Genomic DNA, 17,481 nt, shown 5'->3' with positions numbered 1-17,481 from the left:
TTCGAGTTTCTGTACTACGCTCTATTTGAGAACATTCTATGCTTATTGATTTTAATGATGGTTTACCCGTGACTCTCGAACAAGTTTTAGCTGCCAAAGAACAGCGGGTTGAGCGTCAACACCTAGCAATTAAACGCTATCAGTCTGCAATCATTTCATTAACATTAGTCATGCCAGGTCAAATCAAAAAAAGTCCAATAACCGACTATCTTTTTGATCAAGCGATTAAGGCGATTACACACAGTTTAGCAATCAAACATTTGCTAATACTTGAAAAACAGTGTATTTCATTACAAACTGGGCATGAGGCAATTATTGTGGTTGATTGTTGTGCTTACCGATTAAAACAGCTTTGTATCATGCTTGAACAACAGCATACATTGGGGAGATTATGGGATATTGATATTATCGATCCCGTGACACAAAACAGTGTTTCACGTACACAATTTTCTTATCCGCCGCGTCGGTGTCTTGTCTGTGGTGAACCGGCTAAAGTGTGTGGACGCTTACGTCAACATACGCTTGTTGAACTTTTTGCCGCGATGGCAAACATAATTCAGCGCCATCAGCAGACAAATAATTAAATCGATGCTGGTATAACGATTATTACACCAGCATAACTGTTTGTTGTATTATGATTTTAATTGTAGACCTAATTCACGCACATCGTTACCTGTTGGAGTTTGATGTACACGTAAACCAAACTCTGGAATGACGGCAAAAATATGGTCAAATATATCCGCTTGTATATTTTCATAAGCAATCCATTGCGTCGTATTGGTAAAGGCATAAATCTCTAGCGGTAAACCATTTGATGACGGGGCAAGTTGCCTAACCATTAACGTCATATTCTGATGAATATTCGGATGATGGCGTAAATAGGCTTCTAAATAGGCTCGAAATGTCCCTAAATTAGTTAAACGACGACCATTGATTTGATACCCTGTATCAATTTGATTTGACTGATTATACTGTGAAATTTCATTAATTTTATTATCAATGTACGGAGCAAGTAATTGTGCTTGCTTGAGTTTATCACAATCGTCTTTTGTTAAAAAATGCACGCTGGTGGTATCAATAAAAATGCTTCTTTTAATACGACGACCACCCGATTCACTCATACCTTGCCAGTTTTTAAATGAATCAGAAATCAATGCATAAGTCGGAATGGTTGAGATGGTTTTGTCCCAGTTTTGGACTTTGACCGTCGTTAATGTAATATCAATCACGTCACCATCTGCGCCATATTTTGGCATTTCAAGCCAGTCACCGACATTAAGCATTTTATTCACTGACAATTGAATACCAGCAACAAGTCCTAATAATGGGTCTTTAAACACTAACATTAGCACTGCCGTCATGGCACCTAAACCGCTTAATAATAGTACGGGAGAACGATCAATCAATAATGAAATAATCAAAATGGTAATAAATACCGATATGATGATTTTAATACTTTGATTAATTCCTCGAATAGGAATTTTTTTAGCTAATCCACTTTTTTGGCAAATATGTAGCCATATATCTAATAAAGAAAATACAGATAATGTAATAAAAATTAAAATCCAGACTTGTGCTGCCACCATCAAAATGGTTTGCGCTGTTTCGCCATTGTTTAACCAAAGCTTTGCTTGTAAATAAATGACAAAGCCTTGTAATGTGAGGATTATCCGATTAAATAATTTATGTTCGATTAAAATATTAGCCCATTGATGATTGCCTTTTTTGGCATAATGATGTGTGACACTTTTTAGTAATATTTTATGCAATATAAAATGGATAATAATGGTAATAATAACAATTAAACAAATAATTAAACCAAGCGAAATCCAGTTTGCTTGTTCAATATTGTGACGAGTTAATAGATCGAAAAGATAATTTTGCATTACGATTTTAGTCCTGTAGGTTCCTTCGCTTATCAAAAACATGAATAAACTATTCTAGGGACATTACGTTCAGATCGCAATGTTCAATTTTTGTATAAAGACGTTTTATTCATTACAAAAAAAATCTTGACAGATACTTGAAATTTAATTATGTGGCCATATTTATTATACCAAGCAAGGGTTTAAGTCGATGTCATGCTTAAACCAAATTATTGCAAAGGAGATAGTAAATATGAGGTTAGATAAACTCACTAATAAATTTCAACAAGCATTATCCGATGCGCAATCATTAGCGCTCGGCAAAGATAACCAGTATATAGAGCCAGTCCACGTACTGGCAGCGATGCTCAATCAAGATGGCAGCAGTGTTAAGCCATTGTTAGCATCAGCAGGCGCTAACTTAAATTTTTTACAACGTGATGTGAACCAAGCAATCGATAAATTACCTCAGGTTCAAGGGTCCGGTGGTGAAATTATTCCATCACAAGATTTTATCCGTGTATTAAATTTATGTGACAAATTAGCGCAAAAAGGTGGAGATAGTTATATCTCATCAGAATTATTTATTTTAGCCGCATTAGATGATAAAGGCCCATTAGCTGATATTTTGAAAAAATCAGGGGTAACCAAAGAACGATTTACTCAAGCGGTTAATCAAGTTAGAGGAAGCGATAACGTGAATGATGCCAATGCAGAAGATCAAAGAGAAGCATTAAAAAAATATACGATTGATTTAACGCAGCGAGCAGAACAAGGCAAACTCGATCCGGTAATTGGTCGTGATGAAGAGATTCGTCGTACAATCCAAGTATTGCAGCGTCGTACTAAAAATAACCCTGTTTTAATTGGTGAGCCAGGGGTCGGTAAGACGGCGATTGTTGAAGGGCTTGCGCAACGAATTATTAATGGCGAAGTACCCGAAGGTTTACGTCATAAACGTGTATTGTCACTTGATATGGGGGCATTAATTGCTGGCGCAAAATATCGTGGTGAATTTGAAGAGCGCTTAAAAGCCGTATTAAAAGACATCTCTAAAGAAGAAGGTAATATTATCTTATTTATTGATGAAATTCATACAATGGTCGGCGCAGGTAAAAGTGATGGTGCGATGGATGCCGGTAATATGTTGAAGCCTGCACTTGCACGCGGTGAACTACACTGTGTAGGGGCGACAACACTTGATGAATATCGTCAATATATTGAAAAAGATCCCGCTTTAGAACGTCGATTTCAAAAAGTGTATGTGGCAGAGCCAACCGTTGAAGATACTATCGCTATTTTACGCGGTTTAAAAGAACGCTATGAATTGCATCATCATGTGCAAATTACGGATCCAGCGATTGTCGCAGCAGCAATGTTATCACATCGTTATATTTCGGATCGTATGTTACCCGACAAAGCTATCGACTTAATTGATGAGGCTGCATCGAGTATTCGGATGCAGATGGATTCAAAACCTGAATCACTTGATAGGCTAGAACGCCGTATTATTCAGTTAAAACTTGAGCAACAAGCGCTTAAGAAGGAGACCGATGATGCGAGTAAAAAACGTCTTGAGATGCTCAATGAAGAGCTATCAGAGAAGGAGAAAGATTATGCTTCGCTTGAAGAAGAATGGAAATCAGAGAAGGCTGCAGTTTCGGGCACTCAAACTATCAAAGCAGAATTGGAAAAAGCACGTACAGAGCTAGAACAGGCACGACGAGCTGGCGATTTAAACAAAATGTCTGAATTGCAGTATGGTAAAATTCCGGAGCTTGAAAAGAAACTCGCTTCAGCAACACAGCTTGAAGGGAAAACCATGAAACTGTTGCGTAATAAAGTGACGGATCATGAAATTGCTGAAGTGTTATCAAAATCAACGGGTATTCCGGTTTCGAGAATGCTCGAAGGTGAAAAAGATAAATTACTGAGAATGGAAGATGCGCTTCATCAACGTGTTATTGGTCAAGATGAAGCCGTGGTGGCGGTTGCTAATGCGATTCGACGTAGTCGTGCAGGGCTTTCTGATCCGAATAAACCGATTGGTTCTTTCCTATTTTTAGGGCCAACCGGGGTTGGTAAAACGGAACTTTGTAAATCACTGGCTAACTTTATGTTTGATAGTGAAGATGCGATGGTACGTATTGATATGTCTGAATTTATGGAAAAACATTCCGTTGCGCGCTTAATTGGTGCGCCTCCAGGGTATGTTGGCTATGAAGAAGGCGGTTATTTAACAGAAGCCGTCAGACGTCGGCCGTATTCCGTTATTTTACTTGATGAAGTTGAAAAAGCGCACCCTGATGTCTTCAACATTTTATTACAAGTATTGGATGATGGGCGTTTAACTGACGGACAAGGTCGCACGGTTGATTTCCGTAATACGGTAATTATCATGACTTCAAACTTAGGTTCGGATTTAATTCAAGGTCAAATTGAATTGACATATGATGAAATGAAAGCCTTAGTCATGACCGTTGTAACCAAACACTTTAGACCTGAATTTATCAATCGTATTGACGAAACAGTGGTATTTCATCCATTGGCAAGAGAGAACATTAAAGCGATTGCAAAAATTCAATTGGCTCGAGTTGAAAAACGTTTAGAAGAACGCGATTACACAATGCATATTTCTGATGCGGCATTGGAACACTTAGCTAAAGTTGGCTTTGATCCGATTTATGGTGCAAGGCCGTTGAAACGAGCAATTCAACAAGAAGTTGAAAATCCATTGGCGCAACAAATGTTATCCGGTAAATTAATACCAGGTAAAATCATCAACCTGGAGTTAGAAGATAACCAGATTGTTGCGAAACAATAATGATTGATTTAATCCGATAAAACCGACCTTATGGTCGGTTTTTTTTATGTTAAAATATTATCGAGATAAAAAGGATGATGCTTATACTGCTTATTCACTATTCATCAGGCATACATTTTTATGCTCATTGTTTAGTGGATGGATAGCTATTTTTAATTTAAATAAAAATTCATTTTTAATGAATAAAAATTCAATTTAGTATTGAAATAGTGAATAAAATCCATTATTCTATTGCACAATTATGGTAATCGAATAGTAGGCATTATTATGTTAAAAGCGTTAATTGTTGGAGCGAGTGGTTATGCTGGTGCACAGCTAGCACATTATCTACATAAACATCCTCATATTGAAATAGCAGGCTTAACGGTTTCAGAAAAAAGCCAAGATGCAGGTAAGCTCATTTCTGATTTTGATCTACACCCTCAGCTAAAAGGACTGGTCGATTTACCTTTACTTGCAACCTCCGATTATTCATCAATAATCAATGATATTGATATTGTCTTTTTAGCAACAGAGCACTCTGTGAGTCATGATATTGCCCCTTACTTTTTAGAACAAGGTTGTGTTGTCTTCGATCTGTCAGGTGCATTTCGTGTTAACTCTGCCTCTTTTTATACTGATTACTATGGTTTTTCTCACCAGCATCAAGAATGGCTTGATAAAGCCGTTTATGGCTTAGCCGAATGGAATGATACACAAATTAAGCAAGCACAGCTGGTCGCTGTACCTGGTTGTTATCCTACTGCATCACAACTACCGTTAAAACCATTATTAGCTGAAGGTTTACTCGATACTTCTCAGTGGCCAGTGATTAATGCGGTCAGCGGTGTGAGCGGAGCGGGGCGTAAAGCGTCATTAAAAAACCACTTTTGTGAAGTGAGCTTGCATGCTTATGGTTTGTTCACCCATCGTCATCAACCTGAAATTGCTACCCACTTAGGACAGGAAGTGATCTTTACCCCGCATCTTGGTAGCTTTAAGCAAGGTATTCATGCCACGATTACATGCCGCGTTAAAGACGATGTAACGGCGAATGATATTCTTGCTGCATTAAATAAATATTATGCTCACAAGCCATTAGTGCGGGTTTATCAACATGATTGGCCTGCATTAAAATCGGTGGTGGGGCTACCGTTTTGTGATATTGGATTTGTATTGAAAGGTAATCACTTAATTCTTATTTCGGTAGAAGATAATTTATTAAAAGGCGCCGCAGCACAAGCGGTACAATGTATGAATATCCGATTTGGTTTTGATGAAACCTTATCTTTATTATAACTGTAAGGGATAAGCATGAATCCGTTAGTCATTAAATTAGGTGGTGTATTGCTTGATAATCAAGATGCGCTAGAAAAACTTTTTACAGTTATCAGTCAATATAAACAACAATATCAGCGGCCATTAGTGATAGTACATGGAGGTGGATGTGTCGTTGATGAATTAATGAATAAACTTGCATTACCTGTCGTGCGTCGTAATGGTTTACGTGTCACACCTGTTGATCAAATTGATATTATTGTTGGCGCATTATCTGGCAGTGCGAACAAAACGCTACTTGCTGAGGCGAAAAAACATCAGTTAGTATCAGTTGGATTATCACTAGCAGATGGTAATAGTGTCGTGGTTAAACAGATATCACAAGAACTTGGTTGTGTTGGTGAAGCATCTAAAGGGGATCCTAAGCTGCTTAACATGTTGTTAACCAATGGTTATTTGCCAATTATCAGTTCAATTGGTATAACAGACAGTGGGCATCTAATGAATGTTAATGCCGATCATGCTGCGGTTGCAATTGCTAAAACGATTGATGCGGATCTGGTATTATTGTCAGATGTTGCAGGCGTATTAGACCAAAATAAACAACGTATTGCTTCATTAACAGAGCAACAAGCAGACCACTTAATCGATCAAGGTGTCATTACTGATGGTATGGTTGTCAAAGTCAAATCAGCATTTGAAGCGGCAAAGATGCTTGCCAGACCAATTGATATTGCAAGTTGGAAAGAAAGCGAACAATTAATCGCACTATTTAATGGTACGCCAATCGGCACAAGAATGATTGCGTAATCATATTTGAACAAGTATATTAAACACGATTGCCAATAATAAGTTATTGGTTAGTAATGTGTTAATTCATTGAGAACATAAATTCATAAAGGGTATAACATGAAACAAAGCGGAATCAAAAAAGTTGTTTTGGCCTATTCAGGTGGTTTAGATACATCAGCAATCATTCCTTGGCTTAAAGAAAATTACGCAGGCTGTGAAGTCTATGCTTTTGTTGCCAATGTCGGTCAAGATCCAAAGGAACTGATTGACGTTGAGAAAAAAGCAAAAGCATCGGGTGCCGTTGCATGTCGCGTTGTTGATTTACGCGAAGAGTTTGTGAAAGATTATGTTTACCCAGTACTTAAAACAGGTGCACTTTATGAAGGGACTTATTATTTAGGTACATCGATGGCTCGCCCAATCATTGCTAAAGCTCAAGTTGAATATGCATTAGAAGTGGGTGCTGATGCACTTTGTCACGGTGCAACCGGTAAAGGTAATGACCAAGTCCGCTTTGAAACAACCTATACCGCATTGGCTCCGCAATTAAAAGTGATTGCACCATGGCGTGAATGGGATTTACGTTCACGTGAAGCGTTAATCGATTATCTTAAACAACGTAAAATTCCAACGACAGCAACGATTGAAAAAATTTATAGTCGTGATGAGAATGCATGGCATATTTCTACTGAAGGTGGTGTTCTTGAAAGTACTTGGAATGAAGCTAATGCTGACTGTTGGGCATGGACAGTATCACCTGAAGATGCACCAAATAAAGCGGAGCTTGTCACCATTGGTATAGAAAAGGGTGAAGTTGTCTCTGTTAATGGTAAAAAATTATCACCTTATAACTGTGTCGCAACCTTAAATAAAATCGGTGCTAAACATGGTGTTGGGCGTGTTGATATTATTGAAAATCGTCTTGTCGGTATTAAATCACGAGGTTGTTATGAAACCCCTGGTGGTACCATTATGATGACGGCACTACGAGGCCTTGAACAACTGGTGCTTGACCGAGATAGTTTTAAATGGCGTGAACAACTTGGTCTGGAAATGGCTTATGTGGTATATGATGGTCGTTGGTTCGCACCATACCGTCGTTCATTACAAGCTTCTGCTGAGGTATTGGCGGAAGATGTGAACGGTGAAGTTGTGGTTAAATTATATAAAGGTAATGCAACCGCTATTCAGAAGAAATCACCAAACAGCTTATATAATGAAGAGTTTGCGACATTTGGTGAAGATGATGTCTATGACCATAGCCATGCAGGTGGGTTTATTCGTTTATTCTCATTATCGTCACGAATTCGTGCGTTAAATGAGGAAGCGAGTAAAAAAACAACAAAAGTGAAGAAAGCTCCGGTGAAAAAAGCAGAGGCGAAAGCTACGACAGCAACAGCTAAAAAAGCACCAGCTAAAGCAAAGACAGCGAAGAAAAAGTAACATACTCTATAGGGGGGTGTTAGCTTATTTTGCATAAATAAGGCGATGAATAATCGCCTTTTACTTTCATCGTTCGAGGAAGAATGGTGGAAGTAAGGGAGATAGGTTATTTCCCTATTACAGATTGAATAAAATATCTTATTTAGTCGATGTTTGTAATCACATATTAAAAAACATTTTAAATATAATATAAAATAAGCCATTTGGCTTGATTGAGGTAATTATGGCACTTTGGGGTGGGCGTTTTAGCCAAGCAGCAGATCAGCGTTTTAAACATTTTAATGATTCATTGCGTTTTGATTATCGTTTAGCTGAGCAAGATATTATCGGCTCAATTGGTTGGTCAAAAGCATTGGTAACAGTGAATATCTTAACTGCTGATGAACAAAAACGTTTAGAACAAGCCCTTAATGAATTATTAACCTCAGTGCGAAATGACCCTCAACAAATCATTGCTAGCGATGCTGAAGATATTCATAGCTGGGTTGAGCAAAAATTGATTGAAAAAGTGGGTGATTTAGGTAAAAAATTACACACTGGTCGGAGTCGTAATGATCAGGTTGCCACGGATTTAAAACTATGGTGTAAAGAAGAAATTGCATTGTTAATCCAAACCATTGAACATTTCCAACTAAAATTAGTGAACACGGCACAACAGTATCAAAATGCAGTGATGCCAGGTTATACGCATCTACAACGTGCGCAGCCAGTCACCTTTGCACATTGGTGTTTAGCATATTATGAAATGTTAGTACGGGATAAAAGTCGTTTAACTGATACACTAGACCGCCTTAACGTCAGTCCATTAGGTTCAGGTGCGCTAGCTGGAACCGCCTATGCAATTGATCGTGATTTATTAGCTCAATATCTTGGTTTTAAAACAGCGACCAATAATAGTCTGGATTCGGTATCTGATCGTGATCATGTATTAGAACTTTTATCAAATGCTTCAATTGGTATGAATCATCTTTCACGTTTTGCTGAAGATTTGATTATTTATAATAGCGGTGAGTCCAATTTTGTTGAATTATCTGATCGGGTGACGTCTGGTTCTTCACTCATGCCTCAAAAGAAAAACCCAGATGCATTAGAATTAATTCGCGGTAAATCTGGCCGTGTGTTAGGCGCTTTAACTGGTGCGATGATGACATTCAAAGGTTTACCCCTAGCTTATAACAAGGACATGCAAGAAGATAAAGAAGGTCTATTTGATGCGCTTGATACTTGGCATGAGTGTTTAGATATGGCTTCGCTTGTTTTAGATGATATCAAAATTAATTATGACGTTTGTCTTGCAGCGGCTAAACAAGGTTATTCAAATGCTACGGAATTGGCCGATTACCTTGTGGCTAAAGGTGTTCCCTTCCGTGAAGCCCACCACATTGTAGGAGAGGCTGTTGTGGGGGCAATTGCTAAGCAAAAAGCGCTTGAAGAGTTGACTATTGATGAACTTAAATCCTTTAGTTCTGTAATTGAATCAGATGTTTATAGCATTTTATCGATCGAATCGTGTTTGAACAAACGTTGTGCTAAAGGTGGTGTGTCACCATTACAAATCGCTGAACAAATCAAAAAAGCAAAAAATAGCTTAAAGGATTCAGCAAGTTAATTAATTGAATAAAATTGTTATTAATAATTTCTTTAAAATATCGATAATTAGCGCTTAATTTGTGATGCGGAATCGTATAAAATGGAATATAAATATAATGATGAAGTTATAAAAACACGTTATACTTCATCCCTGTATTTGTTATATTCATTTTATAAAAACAGATCCATCGGGGGCATTCATGAATATTCGTGATCTAGAATATTTCGTTGCGCTAGCTGAATATCGTCATTTTCGTAAAGCAGCAGATGCGTGTAATGTAAGTCAGCCAACGTTAAGCGGGCAGATTCGTAAATTAGAAGATGAGCTAGGCGTTATGCTGCTTGAGCGAACAAGCCGTAAGGTATTGTTTACTCAAACGGGGTTAATGTTGGTTGATCAAGCACGTGAAGTGTTGCGTAATGTTCAGATTTTTAAAGAAATGGCAAGTAAGCAGGGCGAAGACATGTCGGGTCCTATGCATATTGGTTTAATACCAACGCTTGCACCTTATTTGTTACCACATATTATCACGTTATTACATGATACTTATCCGTCTTTGGAACTCTATCTTCATGAAGCTCAAACTCATGTTCTAGTGTCTCAATTAGAACAAGGTAAATTGGATTGCGTGATTTTAGCTCAAGTTAAAGAAACCAGCCCATTTATTGAGTTACCACTATTTGATGAGCCGATGTATTTAGCGGTGCCAGCAAGTAATTCATTAGCTAAACAGCCGTTGGTGAATTTATCTGATCTGCGGGGTGAAAAATTCCTCATGTTAGAAGATGGTCATTGCTTAAGAAATCATGCAATGGGCTATTGCTTCCAAGCGGGTATTGAAGAAGATAAACGCTTTAAAGCAACGAGTCTTGAAACACTACGTAGTATGATTTCGGCGGGACGCGGTATCACATTATTCCCTGAACTTGCGGCACCAAATGAACGAGTTCGTGACAATATTTGTTATATCCCATGCCTTGACCCAATTCCATCACGTGCTATTGAATTAATTTATCGTCCAGGTTCCCCATTACGTTCTCGTTATGAACAGGTCGCTAAAAAAATTCGTGCTCACATGCCAGAAGTTTTTGCTGAAAAAGAGATGCTTTTAAAAGCGGGTTAAAAGTCAGACTCTATGAAAAATCCTAAATACTGTCAATCGTCCGGTGTCCGGGCGATGCAGAAAGAGCGTACCAGACGATCTTTAATTGATGCCGCGTTTAATCAATTAAATGCTGAGCAAGGTTTTGCAAGTTTAAGCTTGCGAGAAGTTGCCCGCGAGGCTGGTATTGCACCTACATCATTTTATCGTCATTTTCGTGACATGGATGAACTTGGTTTGGCGATGGTTGATGAAAGTGGTCTTACTTTACGTCAATTAATGCGTCAGGCTCGAAAACGTATTGAAAAGGGCGGTAGCGTTATTCAGACATCAGTGACTACGTTTATTGAATTTATTGATAATAATCCAAAAGTCTTTTTATTATTATTACGTGAAAGAGCTGGCACATCTGCGGCTTTTCGTTCAGCGATTGCCCGAGAGATTCAGCACTTTATTGTCGAATTAGCGGATTATCTGGATAATGCAAACAACATGCCTCGTCGCTATAATGAAGCGCAAGCTGAAGCGATGGTGACGATTGTTTTTAACTCTGGTGCCGATGCCATTGATTTTGAACCTGAACAAAAGCAAAAGTTAATTGATAACCTGATATTTCAATTGCGAATGCTATCGCGTGGCGCCTATTATTTATATCACCGTGAGCTGTTAAAAAAACACAATAGCATCGATCACAAATAATTGTCATCCACATGATGAGTAAAATACATTATTGTATTGAGTGAATAAAAAAAGCTACTTGTTATAAACGAAGTAGCTTTTTAATTTTGATTTGCTATTCAATAATCAGGTGATTATTTTTTTGCTCGTTCAAATGATTCAACGATTTCTTTACGGGCAGCTTCTGCATTATCCCAACCATCCACTTTAACCCATTTACCTGCTTCAAGGTCTTTGTAGTGTTCAAAGAAATGCTTGATTTGTGCTTTTAATAATTCAGGAAGATCATTAACATCTTTGATATGATCATACTCTTTAGATAATTTAGAATGTGGAACCGCAACCAATTTTGCATCTTGGCCAGCTTCATCAGTCATTTTGAGTACACCAACTGGGCGACAACGGATAACAGCACCTGGTTGAAGTGGGTAAGGTGTGGGTACTAATACGTCAACGGGGTCACCATCAAGTGATAATGTATGGTTAATATAGCCATAGTTACATGGATAAAACATTGCTGTTGACATAAAACGATCAACAAATACTGCGCCAGTATCTTTATCAACTTCATATTTAATAGGGTCAGCATTTGCTGGAATTTCAATTACAACATAAATATCATCGGGTAAAGATTTACCGGCAGGTACGTTTAATAGTCCCATTTATTTTTCCTCAAATTTAAATCTAATTTGTGTTTAAAAAGTTCAGTTATTATATCGATTATCCAATTTCACTCAATTCTTTTAGATATTGAAAAATCTGCCTTGCTGATTTTGGTGCTTTATTGTCTTCTTGCTCTTTTTTGGCTGAACGAGCTAAGTTCCGTAATTGTTGACGATCTGCGGTAGGATAAAGAGCTAAAACAGTTTCAGCATTGCCAGTTTCAATTAATTCATCACGTAATTTTTCGATTTTATGGAACTGGGCAATCTGTTGATTATGTCGGTTTTTTAATTTATCCAATGCTTGGGTAAGTGGTTCAATATCACGATTACGGAGTAATTTACCGATATATTGAATTTGACGACGATAACCCTCTTTTTTAATTTTTTGGGCTAATTCAATCGCGCGGTCTAAATCTTCATCAAGTGGAATTTTTTCCAGTTCATTTTTACTTAATTGAACTAACTCAACGCCAAGTTTTTTTAAGGCTTCAGCGTCACGTTTTATTTCACTTTTGCTAACATAAATGATTTCATCATCGTCATTTAAGGCATTATTATCTTCGTTTTCAAATGGTGTCATACGTTTTCTTTAAATAAATATTATTAAAAATATATCAATGATAAATACTAATCTGAGTTATTATAACGTATCATTAAGGTAAAATCAGAAATTAAATAAAAATTGCCAAGATAATACGCATAATTTCTGTCTCGTTTAAATTTCAAATCATTCAAAATGCATCTTTAAGGGTAGTTTATATTGGTTTTGTGAATGCATAAAAACAAAAATTGCATTTCGCCGATAAGATAGCATCGGCTTCCAAAAAATAGATTCACTTTACTGCTATATTGCAATGATCATAAGAAACGACATACTTTAAAAACATAATAAAAACCACTCAGCATTTAGCCGGATAATTTGATGAATATAAAACAAATAAAACAGCAATCCTACACGGAACAAAAAGATCTCGAGGCTGTCGTTGCACAAGCCATTGAAATAGCTAAACGCAAAGTTGATTCGGTGGAAGTCGGAATCAATAAATCAACGGGCATTAATGTCAGTACGCGTTTGGGTGAAACAGAAAATATTGAATTCAACAGTGATGGTGTACTGGGTATTACCGTTTATCAAGATAACCAAAAAGGTAATGCATCCACCAATGACCTTTCACCTCAAGCAATTGAACATGCCATCAATATGGCGATAGAGATTATGAAATATACTTCACCCGATCCGTATTCTGGATTAGGTGACAAATCACAAATGGCCTTTGATAGTCTTGATTTAGATCTATTTCATCCTAGTGATCTCAATGTTGATCATGCCATTAAGCAAGCAGCCAAGGCAGAAGCCACTGCTTTAGATTATGCTGAAATTAAAAAAAGTGATGGTGGCTATTTCAATAGTAGCTACGGTATACGAGTGTATGGCAATAGTGAAGGGATGCTACAAGGCTACCGAGCAAGTTCTCATTCATTATCATGTTGCGTGATTGGTGAGAGAGAGGGGCATATGGAAAGGGGCTACGCTTATACCAGTTCACGTGACATTGCTGCATTAAAATCAGCAGAAGACATTGGTTTAGAAGCAGCACAAAAGACAGTGTCCCATCTTGGTGCTAGGCAAATTAATACCATGCAAGTACCGGTGCTATTTAGTCCGGATGTGGCAACCGGCTTAATTGGTCACTTAGCCTCTGCGATTAGTGGTGGAGCTATTTATAAAAAGTCATCGTTTTTATTAGACAGTATCGGTAAAACAATTTTACCTACATGGTTAACAATAAAAGAGTTACCACATCTGCTTCGAGGAGTGGGGTCTAGCCCTTTTGACAGTGATGGTATACGTACTTTTGATAAAGATATTATTACCCATGGCGTATTACAAACGTATTTGTTAAGTTGTTATTCTGCGCGTAAATTATCGACACCTCAAAAGCCATTAAAAAGTACGGCTAATGCGGGAGGAATTCATAACTGGCAGTTATTGACTGACAATGACACACAGACATTTGAACAACTTGTCAAAACCATGGATAAAGGCATTGTGGTGACATCATTAATGGGTCAAGGTGTTAATTTAGTCACAGGGGATTACTCACGCGGTGCCAGCGGTTTTTGGGTAGAAAATGGTGTCATTCAATACCCGATTAATGAATTTACGGTTGCCGGAAATTTGAATCATATTTATCAAAATATTGTGGCGATAGGTAACGATATTGAAACGCGAAAAAGCATTCAATGTGGTTCAATTTTAATTGAACAGATGAGCATTGCAGGGAAGTAAGTGGTCATTATGGAAAAACTTAGAAATCGATTATTTTTTCAAAAGCTCTTGCAATGGGTGCCGGGGTTAGAAAATTTTTTCTCCTACCGTAAAGAATATCTTAGTTTTGATATTCGAGCTGGATTATCTGTTGCTGCGGTTTCATTACCTGTATCAATTGCATATGCTGAATTAACTGGCGTTGGAGCAATAGCAGGTTTATATTCAACTATATTACCGTTAATTGCGTATGCATTATTTGGATCTTCAAAACAATTAATTGTTGGACCTGATACCGCAACATGTGCTGTGGTTGCGGCGGTGGTAATTCCTTTAGCCGCAGATAATGTGGTTTTACGTTGGCAACTGGTCATCATTTTAACCATTATGATTGGGATCTGGTGCCTTGTCGCCGGAAAATTGCGACTAGGAGCATTAGCTGATTTACTCAGTAGACCGATTTTAATCGGCCTACTTAATGGTATTTCGATTACCATTATTATTGACCAGATTGCAAAGGTATGTGGCTTTAAATATGATTATGCCAGTCTGTTTGAACGAATCATTCACCTGCCGACTAAATTAACTCAGATTCATGTTGGGACTGTTTGTATTGCCTTTTTTACGTTGATGATTTTGATTGCTGTTAAAAAAGCACGTCCACGTTGGCCTGCGCCATTGATTGCCGTTGTCGTTATGACCTTTTTTTCGTGGGCAATCGATTTTCAACGCTACAACATTAAAATTATTGGTGAATTTAGCAATGAAATCATTCCGTTTTCATCTTGGATTGATTTTGATCCTGGTCTTATGCGTGAATTGGTTGTTCCTTCACTGAATATCGCGGTGATTTGCTTTATTAGTATGATGATTACGGTACGTAGTTTTGCGGCTAAAAATAATTATGACACGAATGCAGATACTGAATTTAAAGCATTAGGCATTGCCAATATTGTGGCGGGTTTATCTCATGGATTTGTTGTCAGTGGAACATCATCAAGGACAGCAGTCAATGACGTTAGTGGTGGCAAAACTCAGCTTGTCTCGATTATCGCGGCTGTGGCAATTGCCATGGTGGTATTGTTTTTACTTTCACCTTTACAATACATCCCAACAGCAGTATTAGGCATTATTTTGATTTATTCATCGTGGTCACTTATCGATATAAAATCAATTATTCGTTTTTTTAAATTAAATCGTGATGCCTTTTATTTAAGCCTAACGACGTTAATTGCGGTGCTCTTGATTGGCATTATTCCAGGGATGGCACTTGCTGTTTTACTGGGCTTATTTTTATTTTTAAGACGTGTTTTTAGACCAACCGATCAGCTCCTAGGTGTGGATGCTGATGGGCGAATTCACTCTTTAAGCAATAATGTGATGCCAATCGATAATGCCATAATTTATCGATTTAATTCGCCATTGACCTATTTTAATATTGCTTACTTTAAAAAACGCCTTATCAATTTAGTGGATGAAGCGCCAGATAAAGTCAGCTATGTGGTAGTCGATGCGATACCGTGTTTTACCTATCAAGATGTTAGCGTTCTACTTGGTATCGAAGAGTTAGTTCGAGCATTAAAAGTTCGTGATACGGTTTTAATTTTGGCTGGACGGCGTAAAACATTAAAGCGTTGGTTTAAAGATATGAACATTCATATGGATAAAGATTATATTGAGTTTTCTTACGATCTTTATTTTGCTGTAAAAATGCTACAAAGCAAAGAACACATGTCTGATGCTGAGGAAAACGATGAACCATAAGATACGAATTGAAATGGTTAGCACGGGGGATGAAGTGCTATATGGCCAGATTACCGATACTAATGCAGCATGGTTATCGGGTTTTTTATTTCAAGAAGGATTCTTAATAACATCACGCTATACAGTTGGTGATGATTTAACACAACTGATTACGACCTTACAATCACGAAGTAAAGTCAATGACATTATTATTTTTAATGGCGGGCTAGGACCAACCAGTGACGATCTGACTGCCCAAGCGGCGGCTATCGCTAATCAAGAAGAGTTAGTATTGCATCAAGAGTGGGTTGATGAAATGGAACGTTATTTTTCCACTCGAGGTAAAACAATGCCTCCCGCAAATATGAAACAGGCCATGTTACCCAAGAGTGCCTATATTGTGGATAACCCGGTCGGAACAGCATGTGGTTTTAAAATGGTGATAAATAGCTGTGTCATCTTTTTTACCCCAGGTGTACCATCAGAGTTTAGAGCAATGATGCGAAACCAAATATTACCAGCTATTAAAAGTCAATTTCCGCAGGATGTTCAGCCTATTTGTTATCGGCTTACAACGATGGGGCGAAGCGAAAGTGATTTAGCGACCGAAATTGATGCAAAATTATCGGTACCTGCTGATATTAGTGTGGGTTACCGCTCGGCAATGCCAATTATTGAGCTTAAATTAACGGGCAATACTCATAATCAAACAGCTATGGATGAATTATGGCAACAGCTTAAAGTATTGGTTAATGATAATACGCTTTATGAGGGGGCAACGAGTCTAGTTAAGGTGGTGAGTGAATTATTGGCGGAACAATCCCAGCCCTTAATTATCATTGAACAGCAAACCGCAGGTTTAATGACATATCAATTGCTTGGTGCTGATGCGCCATTGATTAAATCAGAGATTATCACTGGCCAAATCAATATGCAACAGTATATTCAGCAGTTACGTCAGATGCATAATAACGCAATTTTTTTATCGTTATATGATTTTGAATGTGACAATAGTCACTTTAAACTTATATTAGCCACACCCGCGAATACTTATATTTACCAATTAAAATATACTAGTCGTAAACATAATAAATTAACAGAGCAAGCGATTTTTAGCGCAATTGGGTATGATGCTTTAAGGCGATATTTAACGAATAACCCCATTCTGGTCGGGCCAAATATATGGCTTGAAGTCGTTGATAAGCAAAGTGACTAAAATAGTGTGAATAAAAAAGGCGATGAGATCGCCTTT

General features: G+C 37.7%; 13 protein-coding genes and 1 pseudogene. 11 read left to right on the top strand and 3 right to left on the bottom strand.

Translation table 11 applies throughout. From position 1 onward, the window contains the following. The first annotated feature begins 38 nt into the window (after positions 1-38). Positions 39-584: a citrate lyase holo-[acyl-carrier protein] synthase gene (gene citX, locus ABEA36_RS07060; protein ID WP_345490303.1), complete on the top strand. Its 546-nt coding sequence runs from the start codon at positions 39-41 to the stop codon at positions 582-584. 48 nt (positions 585-632) lie between these two features. Here the strand turns inward: citX and ABEA36_RS07055 are convergent, their stop codons facing one another. After that, on the bottom strand, positions 633-1,886 hold the full coding sequence (locus ABEA36_RS07055; protein WP_345490301.1) for a mechanosensitive ion channel family protein: 1,254 nt from the start codon (positions 1,884-1,886) through the stop codon (positions 633-635). 232 nt (positions 1,887-2,118) lie between these two features. On the opposite strand from ABEA36_RS07055, the gene clpB reads away from it, so the two are divergent. From clpB to fabR, 7 genes and pseudogenes are all read left to right on the top strand, one after another. Then, complete coding sequence (gene clpB / locus ABEA36_RS07050; RefSeq protein WP_345490299.1) at positions 2,119-4,689, top strand: ATP-dependent chaperone ClpB; 2,571 nt, start codon at positions 2,119-2,121, stop codon at positions 4,687-4,689. A 267-nt stretch (positions 4,690-4,956) separates the two neighbouring features. Continuing rightward, the gene (argC, locus tag ABEA36_RS07045; protein ID WP_345490297.1) at positions 4,957-5,967 is read left to right on the top strand and encodes an N-acetyl-gamma-glutamyl-phosphate reductase; all 1,011 of its coding nucleotides are present in this window, start codon (positions 4,957-4,959) and stop codon (positions 5,965-5,967) included. A gap of 15 nt (positions 5,968-5,982) precedes the next feature. Then, positions 5,983-6,756, top strand: a complete 774-nt coding sequence (argB, locus tag ABEA36_RS07040; RefSeq protein WP_345490295.1) for an acetylglutamate kinase — start codon at positions 5,983-5,985, stop codon at positions 6,754-6,756. A 99-nt stretch (positions 6,757-6,855) separates the two neighbouring features. Then, a pseudogene (locus ABEA36_RS07035) lies at positions 6,856-8,073 on the top strand (argininosuccinate synthase); the annotation flags it as partial. Between the two features lie 331 nt (positions 8,074-8,404). Further along, complete coding sequence (argH, locus tag ABEA36_RS07030; RefSeq protein WP_345490293.1) at positions 8,405-9,790, top strand: argininosuccinate lyase; 1,386 nt, start codon at positions 8,405-8,407, stop codon at positions 9,788-9,790. A 181-nt stretch (positions 9,791-9,971) separates the two neighbouring features. After that, positions 9,972-10,895 (top strand): DNA-binding transcriptional regulator OxyR, encoded by a 924-nt coding sequence (oxyR, locus tag ABEA36_RS07025; RefSeq protein ID WP_345490292.1) that lies wholly within the window; start codon positions 9,972-9,974, stop codon positions 10,893-10,895. A gap of 12 nt (positions 10,896-10,907) precedes the next feature. After that, positions 10,908-11,573, top strand: coding sequence for an HTH-type transcriptional repressor FabR (gene fabR, locus ABEA36_RS07020; RefSeq protein WP_345490290.1), 666 nt, complete (start codon positions 10,908-10,910; stop codon positions 11,571-11,573). A 113-nt stretch (positions 11,574-11,686) separates the two neighbouring features. On the opposite strand, the gene ppa is transcribed toward fabR, so the two are convergent. Together ppa and yjgA are read right to left on the bottom strand one after the other, a co-directional pair. After that, positions 11,687-12,214 carry an inorganic diphosphatase gene (gene ppa / locus ABEA36_RS07015; protein ID WP_345490288.1) on the bottom strand — a complete coding sequence of 176 codons (528 nt, stop codon included), beginning with the start codon at positions 12,212-12,214 and terminating at the stop codon, positions 11,687-11,689. A gap of 58 nt (positions 12,215-12,272) precedes the next feature. Beyond that, entirely contained in the window at positions 12,273-12,797 is a 525-nt protein-coding gene (gene yjgA / locus ABEA36_RS07010; protein ID WP_345490286.1) for a ribosome biogenesis factor YjgA, read from the bottom strand. 342 nt (positions 12,798-13,139) lie between these two features. On the opposite strand from yjgA, the gene pmbA reads away from it, so the two are divergent. Genes pmbA through ABEA36_RS06995 form a run of 3 tightly spaced genes read left to right on the top strand, consistent with a single transcriptional unit; the run spans position 13,140 to position 17,445 of the window. Further along, entirely contained in the window at positions 13,140-14,507 is a 1,368-nt protein-coding gene (gene pmbA, locus ABEA36_RS07005) for a metalloprotease PmbA (protein ID WP_345490284.1), read from the top strand. Between the two features lie 9 nt (positions 14,508-14,516). After that, positions 14,517-16,250 carry a SulP family inorganic anion transporter gene (locus ABEA36_RS07000; protein ID WP_345490282.1) on the top strand — a complete coding sequence of 578 codons (1,734 nt, stop codon included), beginning with the start codon at positions 14,517-14,519 and terminating at the stop codon, positions 16,248-16,250. Further along, entirely contained in the window at positions 16,240-17,445 is a 1,206-nt protein-coding gene (locus ABEA36_RS06995) for a CinA family nicotinamide mononucleotide deamidase-related protein (protein WP_345490280.1), read from the top strand. Before ABEA36_RS07000 ends, ABEA36_RS06995 begins: the two co-directional genes overlap by 11 nt. Positions 17,446-17,481: the final 36 nt, after the last annotated feature.

The sequence above is a fragment of the Orbus sasakiae genome (assembly GCF_039542345.1).
Taxonomy (GTDB): domain Bacteria; phylum Pseudomonadota; class Gammaproteobacteria; order Enterobacterales; family Orbaceae; genus Orbus; species Orbus sasakiae.
This window is presented reverse-complemented; position numbering and strand designations above follow the sequence as displayed.

Excerpts from the sequence above, each read along its gene's own strand:
- ABEA36_RS07055 (WP_345490301.1), bottom strand. The coding sequence starts at position 1,886 with ATGCAAAATTATCTTTTCGATCTATTAACTCGTCACAATATTGAACAA.
- fabR (WP_345490290.1), top strand. The coding sequence starts at position 10,908 with ATGAAAAATCCTAAATACTGTCAATCGTCCGGTGTCCGGGCGATGCAG.
- ABEA36_RS06995 (WP_345490280.1), top strand. The coding sequence starts at position 16,240 with ATGAACCATAAGATACGAATTGAAATGGTTAGCACGGGGGATGAAGTG.
- argC (WP_345490297.1), top strand. The coding sequence starts at position 4,957 with ATGTTAAAAGCGTTAATTGTTGGAGCGAGTGGTTATGCTGGTGCACAG.
- yjgA (WP_345490286.1), bottom strand. The coding sequence starts at position 12,797 with ATGACACCATTTGAAAACGAAGATAATAATGCCTTAAATGACGATGAT.
- ppa (WP_345490288.1), bottom strand. The coding sequence starts at position 12,214 with ATGGGACTATTAAACGTACCTGCCGGTAAATCTTTACCCGATGATATT.
- oxyR (WP_345490292.1), top strand. The coding sequence starts at position 9,972 with ATGAATATTCGTGATCTAGAATATTTCGTTGCGCTAGCTGAATATCGT.
- clpB (WP_345490299.1), top strand. The coding sequence starts at position 2,119 with ATGAGGTTAGATAAACTCACTAATAAATTTCAACAAGCATTATCCGAT.
- argB (WP_345490295.1), top strand. The coding sequence starts at position 5,983 with ATGAATCCGTTAGTCATTAAATTAGGTGGTGTATTGCTTGATAATCAA.
- citX (WP_345490303.1), top strand. The coding sequence starts at position 39 with ATGCTTATTGATTTTAATGATGGTTTACCCGTGACTCTCGAACAAGTT.
- ABEA36_RS07000 (WP_345490282.1), top strand. The coding sequence starts at position 14,517 with ATGGAAAAACTTAGAAATCGATTATTTTTTCAAAAGCTCTTGCAATGG.
- argH (WP_345490293.1), top strand. The coding sequence starts at position 8,405 with ATGGCACTTTGGGGTGGGCGTTTTAGCCAAGCAGCAGATCAGCGTTTT.
- pmbA (WP_345490284.1), top strand. The coding sequence starts at position 13,140 with ATGAATATAAAACAAATAAAACAGCAATCCTACACGGAACAAAAAGAT.